Genomic DNA, 24688 nt, shown 5'->3' with positions numbered 1-24688 from the left:
AAATCCCAACAGATTGGTTAGTCCATGATCCGGTGTTCGTCGCACAGCGTTCGCTTGAACAATTGTCCGTCCTTGAACCAGTGCCACGTCCGCGCCCGGTGGTTGCCATCGTCGCCGAGGCAGATAATCTCATAGAAATTCGCACCAGGATCATCCTTGCGGTTCAGGTTGAGCAGGACGAGTCCAAAGTCCGTTTCCCATCCGCAACCATCGAAATTATCATTGTCCCACCACAGCTTGCCATCGCGCAACACACCGTTGAGGGTCGATCGATATTCGCGGCCGTCATCCCACCGGAACAGGTTTTTCTGGATATAGGCGTAGGGACCGTCATGTGGAAAAATGCATTCAACGCGCGCCTTGTGCCGATCGACCAGTTGATTTTCCGTGTCGACATGACGGTAAATACCTGTCCAAACGCCTTCATGCTTCATCATACCTGGCATGAGATCGGTCAGTATCGCTTTGGTCTGCGCTGTCACGGTCATCCGCCCCTGTTGCATAACATTTTGCATTCGTTAGGCGACGTGATACTCGCCTGCTAACAACCATCATTGGCTTTTGTACAGCTATTGATTGTATCATATCTGGAGAGGAATATTGATGACCGAACCCGACTTGCGCCAACGCTTCATCAAGCCATCGATGGATCCGCAGAAATTGCAGCATTTTCTGTCCGTCTATGACACAGGCAGTTTTTCCCGCGCCGCCAGCAATAATGATGTCAGCCAGCAGGCCGTTTCCAAAAGTGTTGCAAAGCTGGAAGAGACACTCAGTGTGCGGCTGTTCGAACGAGGCGCATTTGGCGCTGAACCCACGCAGTTCGGCCATGCCCTGGCCCGCCGCGCCAAAGTCATTACCGCGGAAAGCCGACTCGCAGCCGCAGAGATCAGTGCCATGCGCGGTGCAGATCGCGGTTATGTCCGCATCGGCCTCGGCTGGTCCTTCCTCACCCGCATAGCCCCCATGGTGATCAATCGTTTCAGCGAGAAGCAGCCGGGCGTGACACTGAGCATCACCTCAGGCGACACCAAAACGCTTTACGAGAAGCTGCTGCGCGGGGAGGTTGAATTTGTCGCCAGTGCTCCGCCCTCCGATCTCGAAATCGACAATGCCATCGACACGACCGAGATGTTTGAGGACCGCGATGTTATCATGATGCGGCGCGATCATCCGCTCGCATCGAAAACCGACATTACGCTGGAAGACTTATCTTCCCAGACATGGCTGGTATCCATGCAGCTCCAGATGCAATGGCAGCGTATCTGCAACGTGTTTCTTGCCGCCGGTCTTTCCCCGCCGGCCAAATATGTCGATATGGATTCGGTTATTCTTGCCAAATCAACCCTGTTGCAAAGCGACGCAGTCATGCTGCTTGCCAAGGAACTGATCGCAACGGAAGAGGAGCGCGCCCAATATCACATCATTGAGGGGACAGAGTTTCCGGTGGCACGTACCGCCTATTTTGCGATTCGCCGCAATTCCTTGCTGCAGCCAGCAGCCCAGAGCCTGAAAAACGAACTGGTCGCCGCCTGCCGATCTATTGTCGGCATCAATCAGTTGCACGGGATGACTGTGGCGGAAAGGCCATAAGAGTCGCGAAAATCCAGTTGGTTGTAGATAACGCCCAATTGGTTGTTAGCACTGACCCTATCAAGAAGATTAGCGAAGACTCCTAAAATTTGTCTGGACAACTTGGATGCACATCAAGCATTCTGTTCATGTCCGGAACCAGGGAGACGAAAATGACAACGCGCAAAGCAATCTATCGAAATACTGCCATTTTTGGATTGGCACTAACGGCGCTAGCGGGTGCGCCGACCCATGCACAATCATCAACAGAGCAGGAAGCGTCTGAAGAAGGTGGACTGAATGTCATTGTGGTGACTGCACAGCGCAGAGAAGAGAGCGTTCAGGACATCCCCATCGCGATCAGCGCCTTTTCTGCCGAGGAACTCGAAACCCGCGGCGTATCCAATGCTTTGGAGGTAGCACAATTTGTCCCCAATCTCGTTGGACTAAACAATACCGGCCTCGGCACCGCCAACTCCTATTTCCTGCGCGGGATCGGCAATACGGAATCCATTGCCACATTTGACCCACCCATTGGCACCTATGTCGACGATATCTACATGTCGCGGCAAAATGCCAATAACCTGTCCTTTTTCGATGTCGAACGCCTGGAGGTACTTCGCGGTCCCCAGGGTACATTATTTGGCCGGAATACAACCGGCGGCGCGATCAATGTGATCCTGAAAGAACCCGGAGATGAATTTGCTGGCTATGTGGAAGCGGGATATGGCAGCTATGAACGCTATCTTGTACGCGCATCGGTGGATGTGCCTTTGGCAGACAGCTTCGCCGTCAAAGTCTCCGGCTATTTTCAGGACGACGAGGGCTATGCCCAGAACACGACTACCGGAGAGCGCACCAATGAAACCGATGGCTGGGGTGTCCGCTTGGGGTTCCGTGGAGAATTGTCTGACTCCGTTCGCTGGACCGGCTCTTACATGCATACCTATGCCGATGCCGGAAACATCCTGAACTTTGATTGCGATCCGGCAGATCCGACCAACTGCTCTGGACGATTTGTCACAACGGGCCTGACCAAGGACAGTAATTTCAACGGTATTTTAACGGGTCCTAAGAGCGATTTCGGGCTGGGCAACGAAGTCGAGATGGATTTTGTCTCTTCCAATCTCGAAATTGGTTTGGGTGATATCACGGTCAATCTGATTACCGGCTTCATTGATTTAAGCCAGGATTTCGGGCTCGACTTTGCCGATGGTCGCGGCTTGCCAAGCACTTCAACGCCAATACCGCCGGTCATCGGTTTCACCAGCGGCGGCTTTACCATCGCCAATCAGGGCGAACATGACCAGTTCACACAAGAAATCAAGATTACCGGCTCGCTAGGCGATGGCCTGATCGATTTTGTCGGTGGCGTTTATTATTTCGAGGAAAATAACCGGACTGACTTTGGTGACATATTCTCCCTCGCCTTTCCGCCGCTTCCGGCTGGCTTCCCGCTGGTTCTCGCGGACAGGGAGATCCGCAATGAAACCACGGCTTGGGCCGGCTATTTGCAAGCCGATGTCAATATCACCGACGCACTGAAACTGACCGCCGGTATCCGCTATACGGATGAGGAAAAGACCTTTGCGGTGCGCGACAATCGGCCAATTGTCGGAACCAATGCCCTGGGACAAAATACCTGTTTCGGCCCGTTTCAGTTCGCTCCAAGCACCTGTATCGACAGCGCCAATCTGGTTGCAAATAACGGAGCGGCCATTCCGCAGGAACAGAATGTCAAAATCTGGACCCCGCGCTTTGCGATAAACTATGATGTGTCGGATGACATTCTGCTGTTCGCCTCCGCCACCCGCGGCTTCAAATCGGGCGGCTGGAATGCGCGTGGAACATCGCCCGGGGAGCTTCTGCCCTTCGGTCCTGAAAAGGCATGGAGCTATGAAGCCGGCTTCAAATCGGAATTTTTCGATCGCCGTGTCCGGTTGAATGTTACCGCCTTCCAGCTTGATATTGATGGCTTGCAAACCCCTTCCGCCTTTATCCGTCCTGATGGATCCCTGGCTTTCATCACCCGGAATTTTGCCGATTACCGGAACCGCGGGCTTGAAGTTGAGCTGAACACGGCACTTTATGATGGGCTAAATATCTTCGCATCTCTGGGCTATCAGGACGATAATTACCGCATTGATCGCAATGCAGCGCCGCTCGATGCCTTTGGCGTGCAGTCCGTCAATGCCCAGCAAGCAGCCTGTCAGGCCCAGCTCGCTGGTGGATTGATCCCCAATGTAGCCGGAGCAGATACGGCAGCATCTTGTGGTGTGGGCATTGTTGCGCCGGACGGCAGTATAGCAGAACCTGTCAGAACACCTGATTTCACCATTGCAATTGGCGCAAGCTATACTGCGGAATTTGGCGATGGTTTGTCGCTTGTTCCTTCGATCAATGCCAACTGGCGCAGCGACAGCGAAACCGGTACCAGCGAAGTCACGCTGTTTGATCAGCCGATAACGGGCCCGTCCGGAACGGTTTTCCCTTCAAACACGCTCGGCAATGGCGATGTCATAACCGGGAGCTTTTCGGAAGACCGGTGGATCGTCAATGCCGGACTGGCGCTAAAGAGCGATGCAGGCTGGTCGATCACAGCAGAATGCAAAAACTGCTTCGATGAGGAATCAGTGGAATCCACATTGGCCAATTTCAGCTATCTGAACCCACCACGGACCTTCCTGATCAAGGGACGTTTTGATTTTTAACGACAAAGGAAGCAAGGCCGAAAATATCGCTTTCCGTTGGCTCCAGGCTCATCCCCGGAGCCAGCGGAACATTTGATTTCAGGCGACAGGCCGGACGCTAGACACACCGATCGTGTCGACGCAGATGTCCGGACTAATCATATCTTGCCTGTCATCCATCGGAGAGGCACAAGCGCACAATGAATATATCAGAAACATCAGTGACCGAACCCGAGCGAAGCGAATTTGCCATGGGCTGGAAGGTCTTGCTCGCCGGCGTCCTAGGTGTAGCCTGCGGCGCATCACCAATACCCTTTAATGTCATCGGTTTTACCGTCGAACCGCTCATTGAAGAATTCGGCTGGACCCGAACCCAGATACTCTTTCCGATAACGATCTTCGGCATTATCGCATCTCTGCTGGCCCCATTTTTTGGTTCGCTGGCGGACAAATATGGTGTGCGGAAAGTCGCGCTCTATTCGCTGCTAGCCTTTGGCCTGTCTTTCGCAGCTATTTCATTGACCCCGACGGCACAGGTCACATCGACCCTCTATATCTACTATGCCTTGTGGGTACTTGTCGGCTTGATTGGCATTGGTTCGACGCCGGTCAGCTGGAGCCGCGCAATCAATCTGTGGTTCTACAAAAATCGCGGACTGGCGCTCGGTATATTGCTGCTTGGCACCAGTCTTGCCGCTATCACCGTTCCCAAGCTCGCGGTTTGGGGTATCGAAAACTATGGCTGGCGGGCGATGTTTGCCATCGTCGCTGCTCTGCCGCTGTTCGTTGCTCTGCCACTTGGTTATTTCCTGTTCCGCGAACCGCGGCCGGAAGAACGTCCCAAGGCAATTTTAAGCGATAGCGGCAACCTGACCGGCGTCACATTGCGTGTGGCCCTGAAAGACTATCGTTTCTGGTTGATCTGGTTGTCTATCGCGGTCATCGCCACAGCCTTCGGCGGTGCATTTATCAATCTGCCGACAATGCTTGGCGACCGCGGACTGGACGCCCAAACCGCAGCATCCGTCATGGGAGTTCTGGGCATCGGCATATTGTCCGGGCGGATCATTACCGGCGCGCTGCTCGACCGGTTCTGGCAGGGTTTTGTTGCCTTTCCGTTGCTCTGCTTGCCGGCCATCTCATGCTATGTCCTGCTAGGCGACAACATTAGCTTTTCGATGGCTGCAATTGCGGGTTTCCTCCTGGGCTTCGCAGCAGGGGCAGAAAGCGATCTGATCGCCTATCTGACCGGGCGCTATTTCGGCATGGCCAATTATGGTAAAATCTATGGCATGCTCTATATGCCTTTCGGTTTTTTCTCGGCCCTGTCGCCGATCATCTACGCCAGCGTACGCGACAATATGGGCAGCTATGACCCCATATTGAGTGTCGCCATTTTTGCCTTCGTAATTGGCGGCGGGCTGTTGTTGTTCCTCGGCCGTTATCCGGAGAGCTTCCCTGAAACTGATTCCTCCCCCACAGAAAAACTAGCCATGGAGCCAAGCTGATGGCCACGAAAGCCAATCCCACAGCCATAGAATTTATCGCCGATACGGGCGCGGAAGTCCTGACCGATTCAGAAACGCTCAACTTCTATGCCCATGATGTCTATCAACGCGGTGCGGATCTGCTTGCGGTGGTCCGGCCCAAAGACAAGAATGAACTGTCGGCAGCAATTGCTGCCACCACGACTCAGAATATCCCGGTCGTCCCGCGCGGTGGCGGGATGAGCTATACAGGCGGCTATACGACGGAGAAGGCTGGCGCTGTATTGTTCGACCTCGCTGCGATGGACCGGATACTGGAGATTAACGAGACCGATATGACGGTCACGGTCGAGGCGGGCTGCACCTGGGCGAAATTATATGAAACGCTTGCGCCGAACGGTTTACGCACGCCGTTCTGGGGAACCCTTTCCGGGCTGAAGGCATCGATTGGTGGCGGGATGAGCCAGAACTGCCTGTTCTGGGGTTCCGGTCGCTATGGCACCGCGGCACAAAGCTGTATCGCCATGGAAGTTGTACTCGCGGATGGCACGATCCTGAAAACCGGTGCGGATTTCACTCGGCCTTATGGTCCCGACCTGACCGGGCTTTTCCTGGCCGACACCGGTGCACTTGGTATGAAAGCAACGATTACGCTGCGCTTGATCCCTGAAGCTGAGGCTCATGGCTATGCCAGCTTCACCTTCGAAAAGCACGAGGACATTCTCTCGGCAATGGGCGCCATCGAACGTTCCGGTGTTTCGACCGAATGTTTCGGTTTTGACCCCAGTCTGAACGCCATTCGCATGCAACGCGACAGCCTTGGCAGCGACGCCAAGGCATTAGGTCAGATGATGAAAAAACAGGGCAGTGTCTGGGGCGCGATCAAAGAAGGGGCAAAAGTTGTTGCCGCGGGCCGCGACTTTATGGACGAGGCGAAATTCTCGCTCCATGTACTGACCGAGGCGCGTATTCAGGCGGCGGCGGATGATGACCTGGAACGGGCACGAAAAATGGCTTTGGATAATGGGGCCACCGAGACCGAGAACACCATTCCCAAGATAATCCGCGCCAATCCGTTCGGGCCGCTCAACAGCATGCTCGGCCCGCAAGGCGAACGCTGGGCACCGGTTCACGGTTTGCTGCCGCATAGCCGGGCAGTTGCCTGTTACGATGCGATCCTGAGGTTGTTCGAAGATCATCGCGCAGAGATGGACCGGCACGGCATCTTCACCGGTATACTGGTATCGGCCGTCAGCGGTTCAGGCGCGATTATCGAGCCCTGCCTCTACTGGCCAGATGCTTCAAACCCTGTCCATCAGGCGACTATAGAATCTTCACATTTCGCAAAGCTGCCGACATTGGAAAGCAACAGCGAAGCATGGGAGCTGACCCAGAAACTGAAACAGGCGCTTGTCGACCTGTTCCATGATCAGGGCGCGGCGCATTTGCAGATCGGGAGAACCTATCGCTACCGCGACAGCCTTGACTCGGCCGCCGATGGCCTGCTGCAAGATTTGAAAAAAACCGTTGATCCAAAGGGGCTTATGAATCCGGGATCGCTCGGCCTATAGAACGAGATGGACTTTGACCGCAGACAGATGATGGCCGCGGCACTTTGTGCCACCGTCACAACACCTGTTTTAGCCTCGACCGGAAAATATGATAAAGACAGCATTATGACCGAAACGAAAAATTACGCCGCCGTCGCGATGCAACTGGCTGCCCGTTCGATTGAAAAAACGCCGGACAAGGCGTCTGCCCGCGCGCAAATGCTGGTGATGATCGGCGAGATAGAGACCAAGATCCGCTCCGCGACGATTTTCATTCAGCAATATGCTGGCAGTCCGGCCAAGCTGGCGGTGCTGCCCGAATATCTGCTGACCAGCTATCCGGGGCGCATTTCCATCCCCGATTTTGCCGACAAAGCTGCGCTGGAAGTCGATGGCCCGGAATATGAGGCGCTGGGTGCAATGGCGCAGCGGCTAAAAATGTTCATCGCCGGCAATGCCTATGAAGTGGATGCTAATTTTCCCGGTATCTATTTCCAGACCAGCTTCGTGGTCGCGCCGTCGGGTGAGGTTGTGCTGCGCTATCGCCGGCTCAATTCGATGTTCGCACCGACGCCGCATGATGTCTGGACCAAATATCTTGATATCTATGGCCTCGACGGTGTATTCCCGGTGGCGAGAACCGAGATCGGCAATCTGGCCGCGATCGCCTCGGAAGAGATACTCTATCCCGAAATAACCCGCGCCCATGCGCTGCGCGGGGCGGAAGTTTTCGTGCACAGTTCTTCGGAAATCGGCTCCCCGCTCGACACGCTCAAAGATATTGGCAAGCGGGCGCGGGCGCAGGAAAATATGGCCTATGTCGTCTCGGCCAATACGGCAGGCATAGAAAATACGACCCTGCCGCTGGCCTCCGCCGACGGCAACAGCATGGTGGTGGATTACAAGGGCCGGGTAATGGCCGAGTCGAACAGCGGTGAGACTTTCACAGCCTTTGCCGATATCGATTTGGGCGCATTACGCGCCGCACGGCGCAAGCCGGCAATGACAAATTTCCTGGCACGCCAGCGACTGGAGCTTTTTGCCGCCACTTATGGTAATTTGTCCGTACAAAAAGCCGATGGTTTGATCGAGGTCAATGAAGTGAAGACCCCGGATCGCGATTATTTCCTGCGCACTCAGGAAGAAACGATAGAGCGCATGATAAAGGAGGGCTTGATATGAGCAAAACAGTCCCGAACGACCAGAAACTGGACGTCGCACCGCCCTATAACGCAGTGGCCCGGCATGGCGTATCTCCGCAGCCGTCCCACGATGAAATCGCGCGATTTGATTTCCTCGCCAATTTCAACAAGTTCATGGCGAGCACGTTAAGCCCCGGCAACAAGCTGGCTTATGACAAGCGCGTCCTGCCGGCTTTTTTGAAAGAACATGGCCGGGAACCGCAGGATCGTTTCGAGATTCGCCATGCAATGAACAAGGACCCGTTCCACAAATTCTGGTCCGCGCTAAAACGCAACTCGATGGAAATGCGCCAGCAAAATGGTCGTGCCATTGTGCTACGCCAGATTGATGAGTTGAACGCCAAGGCCCGGCAATATAATGAGGGAGCCCAAGGTGTTAAAAGCACGCTGGAACTGAACCCCGCAATCGCAGTACCGCGCTATCAGTCGGCCGTGGACATTCATTGCATGCCGGGCAGCTATCATGGCGAGGAACTGCCCGGAGATGTATCGGCTGGAGCCAATTATGACTGCGGCATTTTTGCGACGACCGGAGGCGGTCTGGGCGCCCTGACCGACGGCGGTGGACAGGCGCTTGTCGATTGGATCAAGAAAGAGCGCCCTGGCTGGGAACCCCGCCGGGTACTCGATATCGGCACCACCGTTGGCCACAATATCGTCCCGCTGGCGCTGGCTTTTCCCGATTGTGAATTTATCGCAATCGACACGGCGGCCCCAATTTTGCGCTATGCCCATGCCCGCGCGCAATCGCTCGGCGCGACCAATATCAAGTTTATTCAGGCCAATGCCGAAGATCTCTCCCGCTGGGACGACGGCACGTTTGACTGGGTCCAAACCACGATGTTCCTGCATGAAACCAGCGGCAAGGCGCTGCCCAAAATCATCGCCGAAGGATACCGCGTCCTCGCTGACAATGGCCTGATGCTGCATCTCGAACAGCCGGAATATTCCGACGCCATGCCGCTATTTGAGCAATTCCTGCGCGACTGGGATGCGTTCAACAATAATGAGCCTTTCTGGTCCTCCATGCATGCGCTGGATATGAAAGACGAGATGGTCAAAGCCGGCTTTGACCGTGACGAGCTGTTCGAAACCGGGGTCCGCGCCGTTGTTGATCGAGAGATTTTCCCCGAAGCACCAACTGGCGAGGACGAGGACCATGGCCGGGCCGCTTTCTGGCATGCTTATGGTGCCTGGAAAAATGCTGATCAGATGCAGGAGGCAGCCGAATGACCGATACCCCTTTTGACTGGATGGCCGCGGCCAATAAAAAGGCCAAAGGCAAGCGCCCGGAATATTTTGACGATCCCGAGGACGAACGGATGCTGTCCATTCTGATGGCAGTGGTCGGCGAGGTGTCGGTGCTGCGTGAACGTATGGATACGGTCGAACGACTGCTCGATGCCAAAGGGACGATCAGCCGCGACGATATCGAAAGCTACACGCCCGACAAAGAGGCGGCCTATGAGCGTGGCGCGATGATCCGCGAATATATCTACCGGGTGATGCGCGGGCCGCATCAGATGGTCGAAGAATTGCAGCGGGCCGAACCGCCGGTGGAAGAGGTCAGCAAGGAGCTGAAGGAAATCTAGTTCTGCGTTTGCTCCGTCGGCAGCAGTTCATAAATTTCCAGCACATGACCGCTTGGGGATCGCAGGTACATTTGCCTGGATCTTCCCGAGCGGGACAAACCCAATGGTTTCAGTACAGCCCCTGCAGCAAGTGCGCGCCTGTGTAGTGCTTCAATATCTTGCGCGACATGCACGAAAATCACACTGCCATGGGCATTGGGGTATTTTTCCAGTTCCAGATCGGGAAAACCAGGTTGCTTGATTTCCATTAGACCGATACCCGCGCCGTCCGGCGATTGCAGGCGAGCAAATGTCAGCACGGTGTCTTTTGTCCAACCCAAATATTCATTCTCGAGCGGCGGCAACCGTCGCGGCTCGAACAGCAGTTCAAATTGCATGACGTCGCGCCAAAATCCGAGTGATTGCTCTATATCCTTGACGATCAGCGAAGCCCGATCAAATCGAGCAGTACCCGACTTTTCCGCTTGAGCGGGTGAAGCGAGAACCAAAAACGCCGCGATCAACGATATAAAGAATTTATGGTATTTGCGCACGAAGGTGCCCTCCAAACCAATGATCAGAACGGTTTGACCGCTCCCAGGAAACACACGCCGGAGATGGTGATCCAGTAGATATAGGCTGCAATACGCGCTTGCCCGATTTCCCGTTCGAGCGCGGCTTCTTCGGCCGCATCCGGCCCTTCGGCCAGCTTACGGAACCGCACCGTCCAGCGGCGCATGACGACCCGCAGGAACAGGCCGATACATAACGCAAAGGCATAGAGCCCAATTTTGGCCGGATACCAGTGATTGCCCTCGCCCGAGACAATCGGACCGGAGCCGTCCAGAGCCATGAAGGCGACAATGAACAAGACCACGATAAGGGGATAGCGGAGCATCTCTTCGGTTTTGGTCACCTTGACGCCGATATCGGTCTCCCGCTTGATAAAAGCAGTCCAGGTCATCGCCAGCCAGATCGCAAAAAACAGCCACATCCACCAGATCCCGGCACCGTCAAGAAAGGGCACAAAACCATAAATCTTACCCATGTGCAGACCCAGCGGCAGCAGCAGGACAATGCCGGTACGCGCCAATATGTCGATCCGGTAGGCCGTTTCCATATGCCGCCGCCGTTCTTCCAGCGACAGGTTGCGGTTCGTGACATTATAGCTGGTCTGGAAAACACCCCATTCGCCGCCCAGCCAGTAAACCATCGCCAGGATGTGGATCCAGCGCAATATGCTCAATTCATTCGTTGTGAGAAATTCCATTACCAACGTCCTCCCAGACCGTGTAAATAGCTATCTGCAATTTGTCCGGACAAATTCCTCTTGGCAAGAGAAAAATGCACTGGCATGAAGAAAGACAAGGAGAATGGGATGAAGCACCGCATTATCGAAGGCCGTCTGGAATATACATCACGCAAACCGGAAATGGAGGGTCAGAACCGCGGGTTCGAAACTTTCATGTTCACCCATCATAGCGATGGCAAAGTGACGATGCGCGCACATTGCGAAATTTACGAACCCGAACCCACGGTGATGCGCGATATCATCTACGCGATGGACGAGCATAAGCAGCCGATGGACTGCCATGTCCGGCTGACTGTCGGTGATGAATTTATGGGTTCAGGCTGGATGCGTTTTGACGGAACCCATGTTGAAATGGAATCCTATGGCCCCTCGATCGGGAGGCTCTCTCAAAGGGTTGAAGCGGAATTGCCGCTCGACGGTTTCGGCACGCACCCGATTGTCTCGGACGGCTATATGCTGTCGACCAAGGATTGGGATAAGGAAACAAAGCGCCTGCTCAATTGCTATCTGCCCTCCCCCGATCATCGTGGTGCAACCCCGCCGCAAATTGCACAGGTTAAAATCGGCGCCATCTATATCGGCACAGAAGAAGTTACCGTGCCGGCCGGCACCTTTCAGTGCAAACATCTGCAATTTGTCGACGATGCCAGCATTGTACCGGGAACCGGCGGCATGGCGGGCGAGCATCCTGCCTATGACGTGTGGATTACCGATGATGACGACGGCATATTCGTACAGGGCGGCGTCGGCGGTTATATGATGACCTGGTACGAGCTGGTCGAACTTAAACGGTAATCATTATCTTGCCCATATGGCTGCCGCTTTCGAGATGCGTGTAAGCCGCAGGTGCATCGTTAAAGTCGAAAACGCTTTCGACCAACAGTTCGATATCGTTTTTCGCGACCACATCCAGCGCCTGTTGCAGCATCTCTCGATTGCCGGACGCGATGCCCTTGATTGCGATATTCTTGCCAATCAAAGCGCCCTGGCTGGCGCTGGATTGATCCTGCGGCGTTCCGGACAGCGCCCCCAGAGATCCGATGCGCGCATTGACGGCGCAGGCCGCCACAGTCTCGCCCATGGCCGGAAAACCCAAGGTATCGACAACGACATCGGCACCCCGGCCGCCTGTCGCTTCCAGCAAGGCAGCGCCCCAATCCGGCCGGTCGCGATAATTGATGCCGTAATCCGCGCCCATTTCCCTGGCGCGCGCGAGTTTTTCATCGCTGGACGAGGTGATCGCGAAATCCATTCCCATGGCCTTGGCCAGTTGTAGCGCGAATATCGACACACCCCCGGTTCCCTGAGCCAACACAAGGTCACCCGGCTTGGCCTCGCCAAAGGCCATCATCGCATGCCAGACCGTGCTGCCAACGACCGAAAAAGTGGCCGCGCTGTTGTCGCTCACATTTTCAGGTACGGTGACGGCAGCATTTGCGGGAAGAATGATCTTTTCAGCGAGCCAGCCATTAACGGTCACACCAAGGTCTCTGGCAAAGACGGCAAAGCTGTAGGCGCCATCGAGCCAGGTCGCAAAATGCGGGGCCATGACGCGTGTCCCCACGTCCAGTCCGGTAACATCAGCACCAACGGCTTCAATCACGCCGACGCCGTCAGACAGAGGCACGCGATCTTCGGGCAAATCCGTGCCATAGTCTCCGCGCAACACCATCAGATCGCGATAGTTGAGACCTGCCGCCGAAACCTTGACCAGAATCTCGTCTGCCCCCGGCTCTGGCTCGGGATGATCGGCCAGCTGCAATCCGCCAATGCCGGTCCTCGATCCGATTTGCCATGCCTTCATATGTCGTCACTCCCTTGTTCGCGCAGCGGCGCAAAAATACGGTCGATAAATATTTTCAGCTTTGCTTCACGCTCCGCGTCAGAGGCTTCCAGCCCTTCAAGCGCCATCAGCCGCTCTTCCTGCACCCACATTTCCTGCGCCATGTTCATGACGACAGCGACAAAGCGGTCCATGCCGGGATCGTCGAAAAATTGTGGCTTGCCGTCGGGTCCGTAAATATCTTTCGGCGTGTCATCCGGTTTGAAAACCGGGCCCGGGTTGTCAGTTTCAGAGCTCACCGCTTCCAGGCTCCGAAACCGAACCACATGATACCCTCGGCCAGTCGTCCGGTGGTTTCGCTATCGACGGCATTGGCATTCTCGTCCGCAATCGCCTGCGCCACGGCTTCCTCGCCGTAGATGCCAATACTGGGCACGACAAACTGGAAATAATCACCTGCATCAAAGCCGCCGGCCTTGCACAATTCCGGCGGGCTTTCGTCGCGATAGCCTTTGTAGAAAGGTTCTGAATTATACCAGCTGTCCCAGTCGAGATAAAAGCCGTCAAAGGCATTCATCTGGTCATTGGGCGGTAATTCCATATGGAGCAGCAGACCGCCGGGTTTCAGAACCCGATAGGCTTCTTTGAATGCCGCCGCGCGCGCTTTTTTTGACAGCTCATGCAGGAACATGGAGGAAAAGACGAGGTCGAAACTGGCGTCGGGATAATCCAGAGCATCGGCGGACATTTGCGCGAAACTGACCTCCTGCCCCTGCATCTTGGCGCGAGCCGATGCATAGCGCAAGCCGCCAGCCGCTGCGTCAATCGCTTCTACCTTGGCTTTGGGATAGGTCTGTTTCCATGGCAGCGTGTTGTGGCCGATGGTGCAACCCGTATCGAGAATGCTCTGAGGCTGAAAGTCCGGAAACTTGCCTTTTACATAAGCGGCCATGGACAGGCCGATATCGTCGAGATTGGCCCCCATTAGCCCCATGGAAAATACCGCCAGCCCCTGATCATAGACCGCTCCGGCTTCGAGCGACTCTCCGCCGCGCGTATAGCTGCCGGGCATCAGATGCACTTCAATCGCATCGACATTGCGCGGGATATCAAGATCGGGATCCAATTTTACCGAGCCGGGCTGGTCGGCAACTTTCGCCGCCTCCGTTTCCAGCCGTTCGAGATCACGCGCAACGACAGCGCCCGATGCCTGCCAGACCATTTTTTGCGCCTGCACCCGCATGGCCGAATAGATATTAAACGCCGGATCACCGCGCAGCGCCTGATGCGCTTCGTTGCTGGTTTCCGGAGCCCGGCCTGTCTCCCGAGCAAAGGCCGGAGCGGCTCGCTTGTCATAGGCGGTGCGCATATCACCGGCGAGATCATTGAGGATGAATGCCCGGATACCGGACACAAAGCGCCCGCGCGCCGCCTCTTCCGCTGTCAGTTCGGGTTTCATCGGATGCTGTAATTCCACGCCCATCAGAAATTCTCCTCTGCAAATGCCTCTATTCGCGCCGCGTCACCCGATTGCCGGATCAGCGCCTGTTTGCGGAAAAAGCGCATCAGGCCGCTTGTGCCCATCCGCGATGCGCCTAGCCCGGAATAGCCAAAGCTCGACTTTTCCGCTTCCCAGACCATCGACGTCAGCGAGCCGTCATTGATAGACACCGCTCCCGCCTTCAATCTGGTACCAATCTGCTCCGCTTCCGTAACCGATCCGCCAACAACCGCGGCGGACAACCCGAAGATACTATCATTCGCCTGTGCAATCGCCTCTTCAATCTGATCATAGATCATAACCGGGATGACGGGTCCGAAATTTTCTTCGCGGATAATGTCTGATTCAGGCGGGACATCGGTGAGTATCGTGGGTCTGAGATAGAGCCCGCCGCCGAGATTTTCGACTGTGCCGCCGGTGAGCAGTATGGCGCCTTTGCTAACCGCATCGTCAATCTGATTTTGGGCAATTTCTGCTTGTTTTTCAAAGATAAAAGGCCCGATATGGCCGTGGTTGATATCGGGATAATTGAGCTCCACCGCCTCTGCCTGTGTCGTCAAACTGGCGAGGAACGGCTCGGCAATGTCCCGGGCCACATAGACCCGCTCGATCGACTGGCAGGCCTGCCCGGTATTGACGATACTCGCCCTCAGCGCCGTTGCCGCCGCGGTCTCCGGGTCTGCGCTCGCCAGCACGATCATCGGGTCCTTCCCGCCCAGTTCCAGACTAGCCGGAATAAACGCCTGCGCGGCACCTTCGCCAACTTTCCGCCCCGTCGCCACCGATCCGGTGAAACAGATGTAATCAACCTGATCAACCATCGCCGCCCCGGTCGCACCATCGCCTTCGATGATAGACAGCACCCCAGCCAGCTCCGGGATTTCCCCAACGGTTTCCATCAGCGGCTTGATGAATCGCGGGGTCACTTCCGACGGTTTTACCAGCACCGCTGACCCCGCCATCAAAGCCGGAATGGCGTCGATCAACGCGAGCGTCATGGGGAAATTCCATGGGCTGATAACGCCGACAAGCTGATAAGGTACCAAGCGTGTCGAAGTGGTGATTGTGGGTACTGAGGTTGGTTGATCGGTCAACTGCCCCTCGACAATGAGCTGAGGCGCCATCTCGGCCCATCGCCTGATCTGGCCCGGTACGCCGGCTGCTTCGATCTTGGAGATACCTCCACGTCCCGTATCGTCTGTAAGCGCCGGGATGATGGCACCGAGATCAGCTTCTATCGCATCGGCCCATTGTAGCAAGACTGCACCGCGCTCGTCCGGTGTTTTAGTGGCCCAGGCAACCTGCCCATCGCGCAGCCGCCTGGTCTCATCCACAACCGCGTTACGGCTTAAAGGAGCGATTTCGTAATCCGCTTCGCCCGTGCGGGGATTGCGTATCTTCATAGCTGTGCCTTCCAGCTGTCGAGTATCACATCGCCTCTTGCAAACCTGACATCCTCGCGCTTGGCCAAATCCGCAATTAGCCCTTCAAAGCTGCCGATCCGATAGGGTAAACCCATGATATAGGGCGTCAAATGCATCGGGAGCATCCGACCGCCATATTGGTTGGCTTCTGCCAGCAACCAGTCTGCAGCATCGCGCATCTGCTGAGCATAACTGTCGACCGAGTGCTGCTGGACATTGATAATCTGGCGATCCGAAAGTTCATGATTGAGCGGGATATTGGTAATCGGCCCCGCGTCAGTTTGAAACGCATAGGGCATTTCGTCATTCACCCAGTCACACATATATTCAACGCCCGCATCGGCAAGGAGCTTTGCGGTATTGAAGCTCTGTGAGCGCGCTATCGACAGCCACCCGCGTGGCCGCTTTCCGGTTGCCTTTTCCAACACGGACAGCGCCGTTTCTATCAGCGCTTTTTCTTCCGCTTGGGCCATACCACTTGCAATAGTGCCGTTCATGTCCGTGCTATGCGCTATGATTTCGTGACCACCGGAGACAATATCCTCAACCAGCTGTGGATAGCGTTCGGCTACTACGCCGTTAGTCGCTACTGAGACTTTTATTCCCACCTTTTCAAACGCGCCAAGCAACCGGTAAATCCCGATCCGGGTGCCATATTCCCGCGCCGTGTAGTGGCGATAATCGGGGTAAGCGGTCTGCATATGGCCTGGCGCACGAAAAGGGTCATCCTTCGGCACCATCGGGAAATATTCGAGGCTGATAACCGGCCAGATAAGGAGTTTTTTGTCATCGGGCCATTGCACCGGTTTGCGATCAAACAAGCTGCTATAGGGGTAATGTTCATGGTCCATCCCGCGACCACGCTTCGGATATTCCAGATAGCCGGGATCGAGGCTCATGATGCGCCTCCCGTCTGGTTGCGGAAGGCATCAACAATATCACCAGCCTTGGTGATCCATGCCCGGCCATCAGCGGCAATATGTTCGAGCACGGCCTCAAACGGACCAATCCGGTGGGGCTGGCCAATCAGATAGCTGTGCAACGGTATGCACATCACCGTCCCCGATTGCGCGCCTTCTTCCGCCAGCCTGTCATATTGCCGGATCAATGTATCGGCATATTCCCGCGGTGACATGTTATAGATGAAGAAGCCGTAGTGATCGTTGACCTCAAGGCTATAAGGTATTGCTGTTAGCTGCCCGGACTTCACCTTCACATCCGTCGGCTGATCATCCTGATAAAGATCGCAGGTATAATCCATGCCATATTCCGCGAGCAGGTCGAGCGTGCGCGATGTATGGGTTAGCGCCGGCGCTAGCCAACCTCTGATCCTTTGACCCGTGGCGCTCTCCACGGTCATAATGGAATCCTCAATAATCGCTCGTTCCTGCGCCTCATCCATTCCATAGGAGTAGCGCGTGTTGTAAATGCCATGGCTGAAAAACTCCCAGCCTCGTTGGTCGGCATCCTCCACCACTTCGGGAATATGGTCGCACAGCGCTACCGACAAGCTCACCGATCCCGGAAAGCCGTGCTTCGTCATCATCTCCGCCATGCGCCAGTGCGACACTCGGTTTGCATGATCACGGTGGCTGTACCCGACCACATCGGGATGTGGCTTTGGCCAGCTTTTGCGATGGGGATTTACCGCAGGGTCCAGTTCATAAAACTCCAGATTGGGCGCTATCCAGACCGCGCAGGTCTTGCCCTCTGGCCATTCGATTTTCGGACGACTGCGATAAGGCAGATAATCATATAATCCCGGATCGGATTTTTGTGCTTCAGACACTAGCGCGCCTCCAGCCAGTCAATCACGGCCTGTACCGGTTCGACATCTGCATATTTCAACTGCAAGTCAGTAAGGTTGGCAAAATGATAGCTTTCATGTTTATCGGCACAGGTTTCGATCGGCACGATTGTACGATATCCATGACTTAGGGCGTCTACCGCCGTGGCACGCACGCAACCAGATGTAGAGCCGCCGGTCACCACCACCGTATCGACTTTGTGCCATGTCAGATAGCTCGCCAGCGGCGTTTCGAAAAAGGCGCTCGGCATACGTTTGGTATATTGCAGATCGTCGGCATCCACATCACAGCGCGGATCCAGCAAATGGCGCTCGCTGTCATATTTGATATTCTGCAGCGAATCTTCGGTATCGGTTCGAGTGCCCCAGACTCCGGCATCTCCGGCGTCGTCCTTATAAGCTACCCGGCTCCAGATGACCGGCATGTCTTTCGCTCGTGCAACAGCAGAAATCTGATTGATATAATCGATCTGCTTTGGATCGGTTTCATAGGCTGTCTTGAACATGTCTGTCCGCGTATAGGCCTGCTGCACATCGACATTGACGATGGCGAGTTTTTCACCAAAGCCAAATTTCTTTCGAGCGGGATTGCCGATCACTTCTTCAAAAATCTCGCGCGCAGTACGGCCATCCTGGACCATTTTCGTGCCAATTAATGTCATTGGGTTTTTCTCTCCGGATTCGATAAAAAGACAATAATCTGCAAAAAAGACTTGTCGAGACAAATTTGTCCGGACAAATAAAGATTCTTATGATCACACGACACTTTATCGATGTTTCAACCGGCAGCAACAGACGCCGCGTCCATTACCGCAAGGCGGGCAAAGGTCCGCCGTTGCTGATGGTGCATCAAAGCCCGCGCAGCTCCAAAGAATATGAAGCATTGATGGAAAAATGGTCGGAGCATTTCACGTGCATCGCGCCAGATACGCCGGGTTTTGGGCAGTCTGATCCACTGCCAGGCCATCCTGAAATCACCGAATATGCAGACGCGACTATCGAATTTCTTGATGCACTGGGTATCGAAAGATGCGCCGCCTATGGCTTTCATTCCGGTGGAATCATCTTGGTCACGGCGGTCAAACGCCATCCGACTCGAATCACAACACTAGCCGTCGGGGGCTATGCGATCTGGTCGCCCGAAGAAATGGCGTTGTTCAGTGATCGCTATCTGCCTGAATTCCATCCATCCGATTATGGCGAACATCTGACCTGGTTGTGGAACCGTATCCTCGAACAAAGCTGGTTTTTTCCATGGTTTGCGACCGATGATGCTCACCGGCTTTCGGTTGCAAATGATGATCCTGCGCGGGTCGATGCGATTGTTCGTGAGATGCTCGACGCCGGTAATGCCTATCAGGCAGGCTATGGCGCGGTGCTGCGCGCGCCTCGTGATATTCCAGCCATTGACGCAGACGTCCCACCCTGCCTGATCAGCGCTTATGATGGCGATCCGCTGCAAGAGCATATCGACCGGTTGGGTGATATGCCCGCCAGTTGGGCAGCACAAAAAGTGACGACGCCAGAGGAACATCAGGCGGTCAGCCTGTCCCATTTGCTGGCTGCAGATACGGTGACGATCGACAACTTACCTGATGCCGGTGATGAAGGTTTTGTGGAAGTTCGAACAGATGATTTTCACGGCCTAATCCACTGGCGAGGCGATCGGCGTGCGGACAGACTTGCTCTTCATGCCCCCTCCTATGCCGCGACCGGCAATCAACCCGCGGGTCAGATCGCCATTGATCTACCCGGCCATGGCCTATCGGACAATTGGGATGCCGCAGTCCCTGTCAGCTGGGCTGTGTGGCAGGACGTTGTAAATGCGATTGCTGATGCGCTCGACACTAAAACAATCCTATATCCTTCCCTGCCCAATGGTGAACCGGATCGACTCTATCCGGATTTGTCGCCCGACCGTTTTGGTAATTATCTCAATATGGCTTGGCAGATTGTTCGCGCCCGTCATATGTTTGCGCCCTGGTACACAGTCGATGCAGATCACGCCCTTGCTTTCGACGAAAAGAATCTCGGGCCCGCGAATCTTGCCGTAGAGCATCTTGCCCTGATCAACGGACATAGCGCCAAGCAATATCATATCGCCCTCCAACAACGACAAAAGGAAGATTAATGGGAATCAGAGAAGACATGCCGCTTTTGGCCCGACACGAAGGCGTTTGGGACGGCACCTACACCTATTTCAACGCGCAGAACGAGAAAATTGATGAGCATGCATCCCGTCTGCTTTGCCGATTCCCGGACGAAGGCGATGTGCCTTATCATCAGACCAACCACTATACATGGGCTGATGGTAAAACCGAGATACGCGAGTTTCCGGCCGAATATGGCGACAAACGCGTCTGGTGGGACAATGAGCTGATCAAAGGTTGGGCCGCCGAAGTGCCGCTGGACGAATATAACCGCACCGTGATGTTGTATTGGCAGCGGCAAGGTGATCCATCACTTTATCTTTATGAACAGATTCAGATTTCCGACGATGGCCAGAACCGTTGTCGGACGTGGCACTGGATTAGAAACGGATTGCTGGAAACGCGGACCGCGATACAGGAGACTTTCGTGACCAAGGACTGGCGTTCTATTGATGCCGAAATGGAGGTTGTTCCTGCCTGAACCATCGACACTCTTTGATAAGTTATGGGATAGCCATGTCGTCGGCACCTTGCCAGGTGGTGGCGCATTGATGGCTATTGACCGTGTTTTTCTGCACGAGCGCACCGGTGCGTCCGCGCTCAATTCATTGGCTGAGGCCGGACGCGCCGTGGTCGATCCGGCACGCGTCTTTGCCGTCACAGACCATATTGTGGACACCCGGCCGGGCCGAACAGACCAGACCCTGATGCCTGGCGGGCAGGCTTTCATCACCGAAACGAGAGCTGCTGCCAAAGCCGCTGGCATAACCCTGTTTGATGTCAACGATCCCGATCAGGGGATTGTCCATGTAATATCGCCGGAACTGGGTATCGTGCTACCGGGATGTACCTTGGTGGCACCTGACAGTCATACCTGCACACAGGGCGCTTTCGGCGCACTAGCCTGGGGCATCGGATCATCGGAGGCGGAACATGCGATGGCGACGGGAACATTGCGGCTGAACAAGCCCAAATCCATGCGGGTCTGTTTTTCCGGGTCGTTATCAAAAAGCGTCACGCCCAAGGACATGATCATGACATTGATCGCTAGCCATGGCGCGGCCGGTGGCAAAGGACACGCTGTGGAATTTGCCGGAGACGCGGTTCGCGCGCTCGACATGGAAGGGCGGATGACCCTCTGCAACATGGCGACGGAATTTTCCGCCATGTCTGGGTTTATCGCTCCCGATGAGAAAACTATCACATATCTGGAGGGGCGTCGTTACGCGCCCAAAGAAGCTCAGTGGGACCAAGCCGTTGAAAGCTGGGGAAAACTGATCAGCGATGCAGACGCTACTTTTGATACTGAAATTGAAATTGACGCTAGCGCGATTACACCAACGGTCAGTTGGGGTACCAGTCCGGAACATAGTGTTGGTATTGGCGGTACCGTACCCGAAAATGCCGACGAGCGCTCGCTTGAATATATGGCGTTACAAAAAGGACAGAGCCTTAAAGGAACGCCGATAGATGCCGCCTTCATCGGCAGCTGTACCAATAGCCGTTTATCCGACCTGCGCCGGGCCAGCGCCCTACTAAAGGGCAAGAGAATTGCTGACCATGTCCAAGCCATTTGCGTCCCCGGCTCCTCCCGCGTCAAACGCAAAGCTGAATCAGAAGGGATTGATGCAATTTTTCGCGAAGCCGGGTTTGAATGGCGGGAAAGTGGCTGTTCGATGTGCTTCTATGCAGGAGGTGAGAGTTTTCAATCAGGTGCACGGGTTATCTCTACCACCAACCGTAATTTTGAAAGCCGTCAGGGACCGGGCGTCAAAACCCATATTGCCAGTCCCGAAACGGTTGTCGCCAGTGCGCTGGCAGGTGCCATTGCCGATGTCCGGGAGTTGCTGTGATGGCTGAACCATTTTCCATGCTGACTTCCCGGCCCATGCCTCTGATCCGCGATAATGTCGACACCGACCAGATCATCCCCTCACGCGAGATGAAAAGCACCGGCAAGACCGGATTTGCTGACGGGCTATTCGCCGGATGGCGTTATACCGCGATCGGTGGCCGCGATCCTGATCCAAGTTTTATACTCAACGATCCTTGTTATGCCGACAGCCAGATCATCCTGGGCGGCGCGAATTTCGGTTGCGGGTCGAGCCGCGAGCATGCTGTATGGGCATTGGCCGAATATGGTTTTCGGGCTGTTATTGCCCCGAGCTTCGCACCGATTTTTGCCGGTAACTGCGTTCGTAACGGTATCTTGCCAGCCGTTTTGGATGCTGATGCGATAGCCATAATCGAAGAAGTGGATTGTCCTATTACCATCAACTTGGCCGCACAAAAAATCACCATTGGCAAAGACCAGAGCTGGTCTTTCCCGATTGATGATGAAGCCAAAGCGATGTTGCTGGAGGGATTGGATGCTATCGACCTCAGTTTGAAAATGGCCAAAGACATTGCCGCATGGCAAACGGCCGACCGCGCAACGCGGCCATGGATTTACCTAGGAGCCACCCAATGACAAAGTCTGTAACCATCAGCGAAGTGGGACCACGCGACGGCCTGCAAAGCATTGATGCCGTGATGCCGACCGAAGCCAAAAAGGCCTGGATCAAGGCGGAGGCCGAGGCGGGTGTCAGCGAGATTGAAGTAGGAAGCTTCGTACCGCCATCCCTGCTACCGCAAATGGCGGATACCGCAGAAATTGTGGCCTATGCGAAGACCCTGCCCAATCTGGATGTTGTCACGCTCATACCCAATCTGAAAGGCGCGGAGAGAGCCATAGCAGCAGGCGTCGACAAAATGTCGATCCCCTTTTCCATGTCCGAAACCCATAGCATCAAGAACGTGCGCAAAGATCATCCAGCAATGCTCGCCGAAATCAAAGCGATTGCCGATCTGGTCGCTGCGCAGTCCGAAGGACAGCGTCCCCATTTTGAAGTAGGTCTCTCTACTGCCTTTGGTTGCACCATTGAGGGGTCAGTCAGCGAAGACCAGGTCGCGCACCTCGCGGAAGCGGCGATGGAGGCCGGTGTGGCCGAGGTCGGCCTGTCGGACACAACCGGCTATGCCAATCCGGCGCAGGTCACACGAATGGTGCGCCAGATCAAGGGTGTGATCGGCAGCGACAAGCTCAACACGCTGCATCTCCACAATACCCGCGGACTTGGCTTGGCGAATGTCATGGCAGGATTGGAGGAAGGTATTACCACTTTTGATGCTTCGCTGGGAGGCTTGGGCGGCTGCCCCTTCGCACCGGGCGCCTCGGGCAACATCGTTACGGAAGACCTGGTTTTCATGCTGGAGGCTATGGGTATTGATACGGGCATTAATCTGGATAAACTACTGAAAGTAAGGGAAATTGTTGCAGCATCCCTGCCCGAAGAACCGCTTTATGGGTTTACACCCGATGCTGGTCTTCCCCTGGGATTTGAAAGGGCCGCAGCATGAACGCACCAACACCTCTAGCAGGCCTGAAAGTTATCGAGTTCACCCATATGGTCATGGGACCTGCAGTGGGCGCCATTCTTGCCTCGTTGGGCGCGGAAGTGATCCGCGTCGAACCGATTGGCGGTGATAGAACTCGCAATCTGGTAGGCTCCGGTTCTGGCTACTTCCCTATGTATAACCGCCATAAACAGAGTATCTCACTTAACCTGAAAGACCCTGAAGGGCTTGGTATAGCGCGCCAGCTTGTTAAAGGCGCAGATATATTGGTTGAAAACTACCGTCCCGGCGCAATGGATCGCTTGGGACTTGGCTATGAAGAGCTCGCCCAGTCCAATGAACGGTTGATCTACGCCTCGGAAAAAGGATTCCTCCCCGGACCCTATGAAAACCGAACCGCCCTCGATGAAGTGGCCCAAATGATGGGGGGACTTGCCTATATGACTGGTCCGCCCGGACAGCCATTGCGTGCTGGTTCCAGCGTGATCGATGTTACAGGCGGCATGTTCGGCGTGATTGCAATATTGGCAGCAGTTGAGGAACGGCACCGCACTGGCAAAGGGCAAAAGGTACAAAGCTCGCTCTTTGAAACCACCGTATATCTGATCGGCCAGCATATGGCGCAAATGGCCGTGACCGGTAAAGCCGCTGACCCCATGCCTGCCCGCATATCCGCCTGGGCTATTTATGATGTTTTCCAGACCAAGGACGAACCGATTTTCATTGGTGTGGTCACCGATGCTCTATGGGAGAAATTCTGCAAGCTGTTTGCGCTTGACGATCTGTGGGCAGATGAAAGCATCCGTGAGAATAACAACCGGGTTGCCGCACGCGACCGGATCATGCCGCAAATTCGGGAATTGATCGCTGGCTTTGGCCGAGATGAGTTGATCGCGAAGCTTGAAGGCACCGGTTTGCCCTTCGCCCCAATCGCACGCCCTGAGGACATGTTCGACGATCCGCATCTCAATGCCAGTGGCGGTCTCGAACCCGTCACACTAGCCAATGGCCAGCAAACCAAGCTGCCATCGCTGCCGATTGAAATGGACGGGGCGCGGCCATCTGCATCCGCCAATCTTTCGACCATAGGTCAGCATAGCGAGGCGATTTTGGAGGAACTCGGCTTGAGCCCGGGACAAATAAAAGCTCTGCGGGACGTCGGCACTGTGGACTAGCATGTTCCCGGGCCAATATATTCCGGCCCAAAAGTAACAGTGGTCCCGCCCGAACAATCTCCCTTATC

General features: G+C 55.1%; 24 protein-coding genes. 14 read left to right on the top strand and 10 right to left on the bottom strand.

What is annotated here, in order from left to right:
• Positions 1-17: 17 nt before the first annotated feature.
• Positions 18-488 (bottom strand): hypothetical protein, encoded by a 471-nt coding sequence (locus DK507_RS04785; RefSeq protein ID WP_109355528.1) that lies wholly within the window; start codon positions 486-488, stop codon positions 18-20.
• Positions 489-603: 115 nt separating this feature from the next.
• On the opposite strand from DK507_RS04785, the gene DK507_RS04780 reads away from it, so the two are divergent.
• The 7 genes from DK507_RS04780 to DK507_RS04750 all read left to right on the top strand — a co-directional run bounded on the left by DK507_RS04780 (position 604) and on the right by DK507_RS04750 (position 10093).
• On the top strand, positions 604-1593 hold the full coding sequence (locus tag DK507_RS04780) for a LysR family transcriptional regulator (RefSeq protein ID WP_109355234.1): 990 nt from the start codon (positions 604-606) through the stop codon (positions 1591-1593).
• A gap of 152 nt (positions 1594-1745) precedes the next feature.
• Complete coding sequence (locus DK507_RS04775; RefSeq protein ID WP_109355233.1) at positions 1746-4283, top strand: TonB-dependent receptor; 2538 nt, start codon at positions 1746-1748, stop codon at positions 4281-4283.
• Between the two features lie 179 nt (positions 4284-4462).
• Positions 4463-5770 carry an MFS transporter gene (locus DK507_RS04770; protein ID WP_109355232.1) on the top strand — a complete coding sequence of 436 codons (1308 nt, stop codon included), beginning with the start codon at positions 4463-4465 and terminating at the stop codon, positions 5768-5770.
• On the top strand, positions 5770-7320 hold the full coding sequence (locus DK507_RS04765; RefSeq protein ID WP_109355231.1) for an FAD-binding oxidoreductase: 1551 nt from the start codon (positions 5770-5772) through the stop codon (positions 7318-7320). The genes DK507_RS04770 and DK507_RS04765 overlap by 1 nt, the downstream gene beginning before the upstream one ends.
• 105 nt (positions 7321-7425) lie before the next feature.
• A complete protein-coding gene (locus DK507_RS04760) occupies positions 7426-8481 on the top strand; it encodes a nitrilase-related carbon-nitrogen hydrolase (RefSeq protein ID WP_254054259.1) in 1056 nt (351 codons plus the stop codon).
• Positions 8478-9734: a class I SAM-dependent methyltransferase gene (locus tag DK507_RS04755; protein ID WP_109355229.1), complete on the top strand. Its 1257-nt coding sequence runs from the start codon at positions 8478-8480 to the stop codon at positions 9732-9734. Before DK507_RS04760 ends, DK507_RS04755 begins: the two co-directional genes overlap by 4 nt.
• On the top strand, positions 9731-10093 hold the full coding sequence (locus DK507_RS04750; RefSeq protein WP_109355228.1) for a hypothetical protein: 363 nt from the start codon (positions 9731-9733) through the stop codon (positions 10091-10093). The genes DK507_RS04755 and DK507_RS04750 overlap by 4 nt, the downstream gene beginning before the upstream one ends.
• On the opposite strand, the gene DK507_RS04745 is transcribed toward DK507_RS04750, so the two are convergent.
• On the bottom strand, positions 10090-10626 hold the full coding sequence (locus DK507_RS04745) for a VOC family protein (protein WP_162558896.1): 537 nt from the start codon (positions 10624-10626) through the stop codon (positions 10090-10092). The genes DK507_RS04750 and DK507_RS04745 overlap by 4 nt on opposite strands.
• A 23-nt stretch (positions 10627-10649) precedes the next feature.
• On the bottom strand, positions 10650-11342 hold the full coding sequence (locus DK507_RS04740; protein ID WP_109355226.1) for a hypothetical protein: 693 nt from the start codon (positions 11340-11342) through the stop codon (positions 10650-10652).
• Positions 11343-11450: 108 nt separating this feature from the next.
• Between DK507_RS04740 and DK507_RS04735 the strand changes: the two genes are divergently transcribed.
• On the top strand, positions 11451-12179 hold the full coding sequence (locus tag DK507_RS04735; RefSeq protein WP_109355225.1) for a hypothetical protein: 729 nt from the start codon (positions 11451-11453) through the stop codon (positions 12177-12179).
• Here DK507_RS04735 and DK507_RS04730 read toward each other — a convergent pair.
• The 7 genes from DK507_RS04730 to DK507_RS04700 are packed head-to-tail and all read right to left on the bottom strand — an operon-like array spanning position 12169 to position 18561.
• Positions 12169-13188: an NAD(P)-dependent alcohol dehydrogenase gene (locus tag DK507_RS04730; RefSeq protein ID WP_109355224.1), complete on the bottom strand. Its 1020-nt coding sequence runs from the start codon at positions 13186-13188 to the stop codon at positions 12169-12171. The genes DK507_RS04735 and DK507_RS04730 overlap by 11 nt on opposite strands.
• Positions 13185-13466 (bottom strand): hypothetical protein, encoded by a 282-nt coding sequence (locus DK507_RS04725; protein WP_109355223.1) that lies wholly within the window; start codon positions 13464-13466, stop codon positions 13185-13187. The genes DK507_RS04730 and DK507_RS04725 overlap by 4 nt, the downstream gene beginning before the upstream one ends.
• The gene (locus tag DK507_RS04720) at positions 13463-14650 is read right to left on the bottom strand and encodes a class I SAM-dependent methyltransferase (RefSeq protein WP_109355222.1); all 1188 of its coding nucleotides are present in this window, start codon (positions 14648-14650) and stop codon (positions 13463-13465) included. The genes DK507_RS04725 and DK507_RS04720 overlap by 4 nt, the downstream gene beginning before the upstream one ends.
• The gene (locus DK507_RS04715; RefSeq protein WP_109355221.1) at positions 14650-16071 is read right to left on the bottom strand and encodes an aldehyde dehydrogenase family protein; all 1422 of its coding nucleotides are present in this window, start codon (positions 16069-16071) and stop codon (positions 14650-14652) included. The genes DK507_RS04720 and DK507_RS04715 overlap by 1 nt, the downstream gene beginning before the upstream one ends.
• On the bottom strand, positions 16068-16991 hold the full coding sequence (locus tag DK507_RS04710) for a polysaccharide deacetylase family protein (protein ID WP_109355220.1): 924 nt from the start codon (positions 16989-16991) through the stop codon (positions 16068-16070). Before DK507_RS04710 ends, DK507_RS04715 begins: the two co-directional genes overlap by 4 nt.
• On the bottom strand, positions 16988-17881 hold the full coding sequence (locus DK507_RS04705; RefSeq protein WP_109355219.1) for a polysaccharide deacetylase family protein: 894 nt from the start codon (positions 17879-17881) through the stop codon (positions 16988-16990). Before DK507_RS04705 ends, DK507_RS04710 begins: the two co-directional genes overlap by 4 nt.
• A complete protein-coding gene (locus DK507_RS04700) occupies positions 17881-18561 on the bottom strand; it encodes an isochorismatase family protein (protein WP_109355218.1) in 681 nt (226 codons plus the stop codon). The genes DK507_RS04705 and DK507_RS04700 overlap by 1 nt, the downstream gene beginning before the upstream one ends.
• 89 nt (positions 18562-18650) lie before the next feature.
• On the opposite strand from DK507_RS04700, the gene DK507_RS04695 reads away from it, so the two are divergent.
• Genes DK507_RS04695 through DK507_RS04670 form a run of 6 tightly spaced genes read left to right on the top strand, consistent with a single transcriptional unit; the run spans position 18651 to position 24620 of the window.
• A complete protein-coding gene (locus tag DK507_RS04695; protein WP_254054258.1) occupies positions 18651-20030 on the top strand; it encodes an alpha/beta hydrolase in 1380 nt (459 codons plus the stop codon).
• Positions 20030-20530 carry a DUF3598 domain-containing protein gene (locus DK507_RS04690; protein WP_109355217.1) on the top strand — a complete coding sequence of 167 codons (501 nt, stop codon included), beginning with the start codon at positions 20030-20032 and terminating at the stop codon, positions 20528-20530. The genes DK507_RS04695 and DK507_RS04690 overlap by 1 nt, the downstream gene beginning before the upstream one ends.
• Positions 20502-21902 (top strand): 3-isopropylmalate dehydratase large subunit, encoded by a 1401-nt coding sequence (locus DK507_RS04685; RefSeq protein ID WP_109355216.1) that lies wholly within the window; start codon positions 20502-20504, stop codon positions 21900-21902. The genes DK507_RS04690 and DK507_RS04685 overlap by 29 nt, the downstream gene beginning before the upstream one ends.
• Positions 21902-22519: a 3-isopropylmalate dehydratase small subunit gene (gene leuD / locus DK507_RS04680; protein ID WP_109355215.1), complete on the top strand. Its 618-nt coding sequence runs from the start codon at positions 21902-21904 to the stop codon at positions 22517-22519. The genes DK507_RS04685 and leuD overlap by 1 nt, the downstream gene beginning before the upstream one ends.
• Entirely contained in the window at positions 22516-23448 is a 933-nt protein-coding gene (locus DK507_RS04675; RefSeq protein WP_109355214.1) for a hydroxymethylglutaryl-CoA lyase, read from the top strand. The genes leuD and DK507_RS04675 overlap by 4 nt, the downstream gene beginning before the upstream one ends.
• Entirely contained in the window at positions 23445-24620 is a 1176-nt protein-coding gene (locus DK507_RS04670; protein WP_109355213.1) for a CaiB/BaiF CoA-transferase family protein, read from the top strand. The genes DK507_RS04675 and DK507_RS04670 overlap by 4 nt, the downstream gene beginning before the upstream one ends.
• The last annotated feature ends 68 nt before the right edge of the window (positions 24621-24688 follow it).

It is taken from the genome of Sphingorhabdus sp. EL138 (genome assembly GCF_900258045.1).
GTDB lineage: Bacteria > Pseudomonadota > Alphaproteobacteria > Sphingomonadales > Sphingomonadaceae > Parasphingorhabdus.
This window is presented reverse-complemented; position numbering and strand designations above follow the sequence as displayed.

Coding starts and splice junctions, on each gene's coding strand:
- DK507_RS04785 (WP_109355528.1), bottom strand. CDS start 488: ATGACCGTGACAGCGCAGACCAAAGCGATACTGACCGATCTCATGCCA.
- DK507_RS04780 (WP_109355234.1), top strand. CDS start 604: ATGACCGAACCCGACTTGCGCCAACGCTTCATCAAGCCATCGATGGAT.
- DK507_RS04775 (WP_109355233.1), top strand. CDS start 1,746: ATGACAACGCGCAAAGCAATCTATCGAAATACTGCCATTTTTGGATTG.
- DK507_RS04770 (WP_109355232.1), top strand. CDS start 4,463: ATGAATATATCAGAAACATCAGTGACCGAACCCGAGCGAAGCGAATTT.
- DK507_RS04765 (WP_109355231.1), top strand. CDS start 5,770: ATGGCCACGAAAGCCAATCCCACAGCCATAGAATTTATCGCCGATACG.
- DK507_RS04760 (WP_254054259.1), top strand. CDS start 7,426: ATGACCGAAACGAAAAATTACGCCGCCGTCGCGATGCAACTGGCTGCC.
- DK507_RS04755 (WP_109355229.1), top strand. CDS start 8,478: ATGAGCAAAACAGTCCCGAACGACCAGAAACTGGACGTCGCACCGCCC.
- DK507_RS04750 (WP_109355228.1), top strand. CDS start 9,731: ATGACCGATACCCCTTTTGACTGGATGGCCGCGGCCAATAAAAAGGCC.
- DK507_RS04740 (WP_109355226.1), bottom strand. CDS start 11,342: ATGGAATTTCTCACAACGAATGAATTGAGCATATTGCGCTGGATCCAC.
- DK507_RS04735 (WP_109355225.1), top strand. CDS start 11,451: ATGAAGCACCGCATTATCGAAGGCCGTCTGGAATATACATCACGCAAA.
- DK507_RS04730 (WP_109355224.1), bottom strand. CDS start 13,188: ATGAAGGCATGGCAAATCGGATCGAGGACCGGCATTGGCGGATTGCAG.
- DK507_RS04720 (WP_109355222.1), bottom strand. CDS start 14,650: ATGGGCGTGGAATTACAGCATCCGATGAAACCCGAACTGACAGCGGAA.
- DK507_RS04715 (WP_109355221.1), bottom strand. CDS start 16,071: ATGAAGATACGCAATCCCCGCACGGGCGAAGCGGATTACGAAATCGCT.
- DK507_RS04710 (WP_109355220.1), bottom strand. CDS start 16,991: ATGAGCCTCGATCCCGGCTATCTGGAATATCCGAAGCGTGGTCGCGGG.
- DK507_RS04700 (WP_109355218.1), bottom strand. CDS start 18,561: ATGACATTAATTGGCACGAAAATGGTCCAGGATGGCCGTACTGCGCGC.
- DK507_RS04695 (WP_254054258.1), top strand. CDS start 18,651: ATGATCACACGACACTTTATCGATGTTTCAACCGGCAGCAACAGACGC.
- DK507_RS04690 (WP_109355217.1), top strand. CDS start 20,030: ATGGGAATCAGAGAAGACATGCCGCTTTTGGCCCGACACGAAGGCGTT.
- DK507_RS04685 (WP_109355216.1), top strand. CDS start 20,502: ATGCCGAAATGGAGGTTGTTCCTGCCTGAACCATCGACACTCTTTGAT.
- leuD (WP_109355215.1), top strand. CDS start 21,902: ATGGCTGAACCATTTTCCATGCTGACTTCCCGGCCCATGCCTCTGATC.
- DK507_RS04675 (WP_109355214.1), top strand. CDS start 22,516: ATGACAAAGTCTGTAACCATCAGCGAAGTGGGACCACGCGACGGCCTG.
- DK507_RS04670 (WP_109355213.1), top strand. CDS start 23,445: ATGAACGCACCAACACCTCTAGCAGGCCTGAAAGTTATCGAGTTCACC.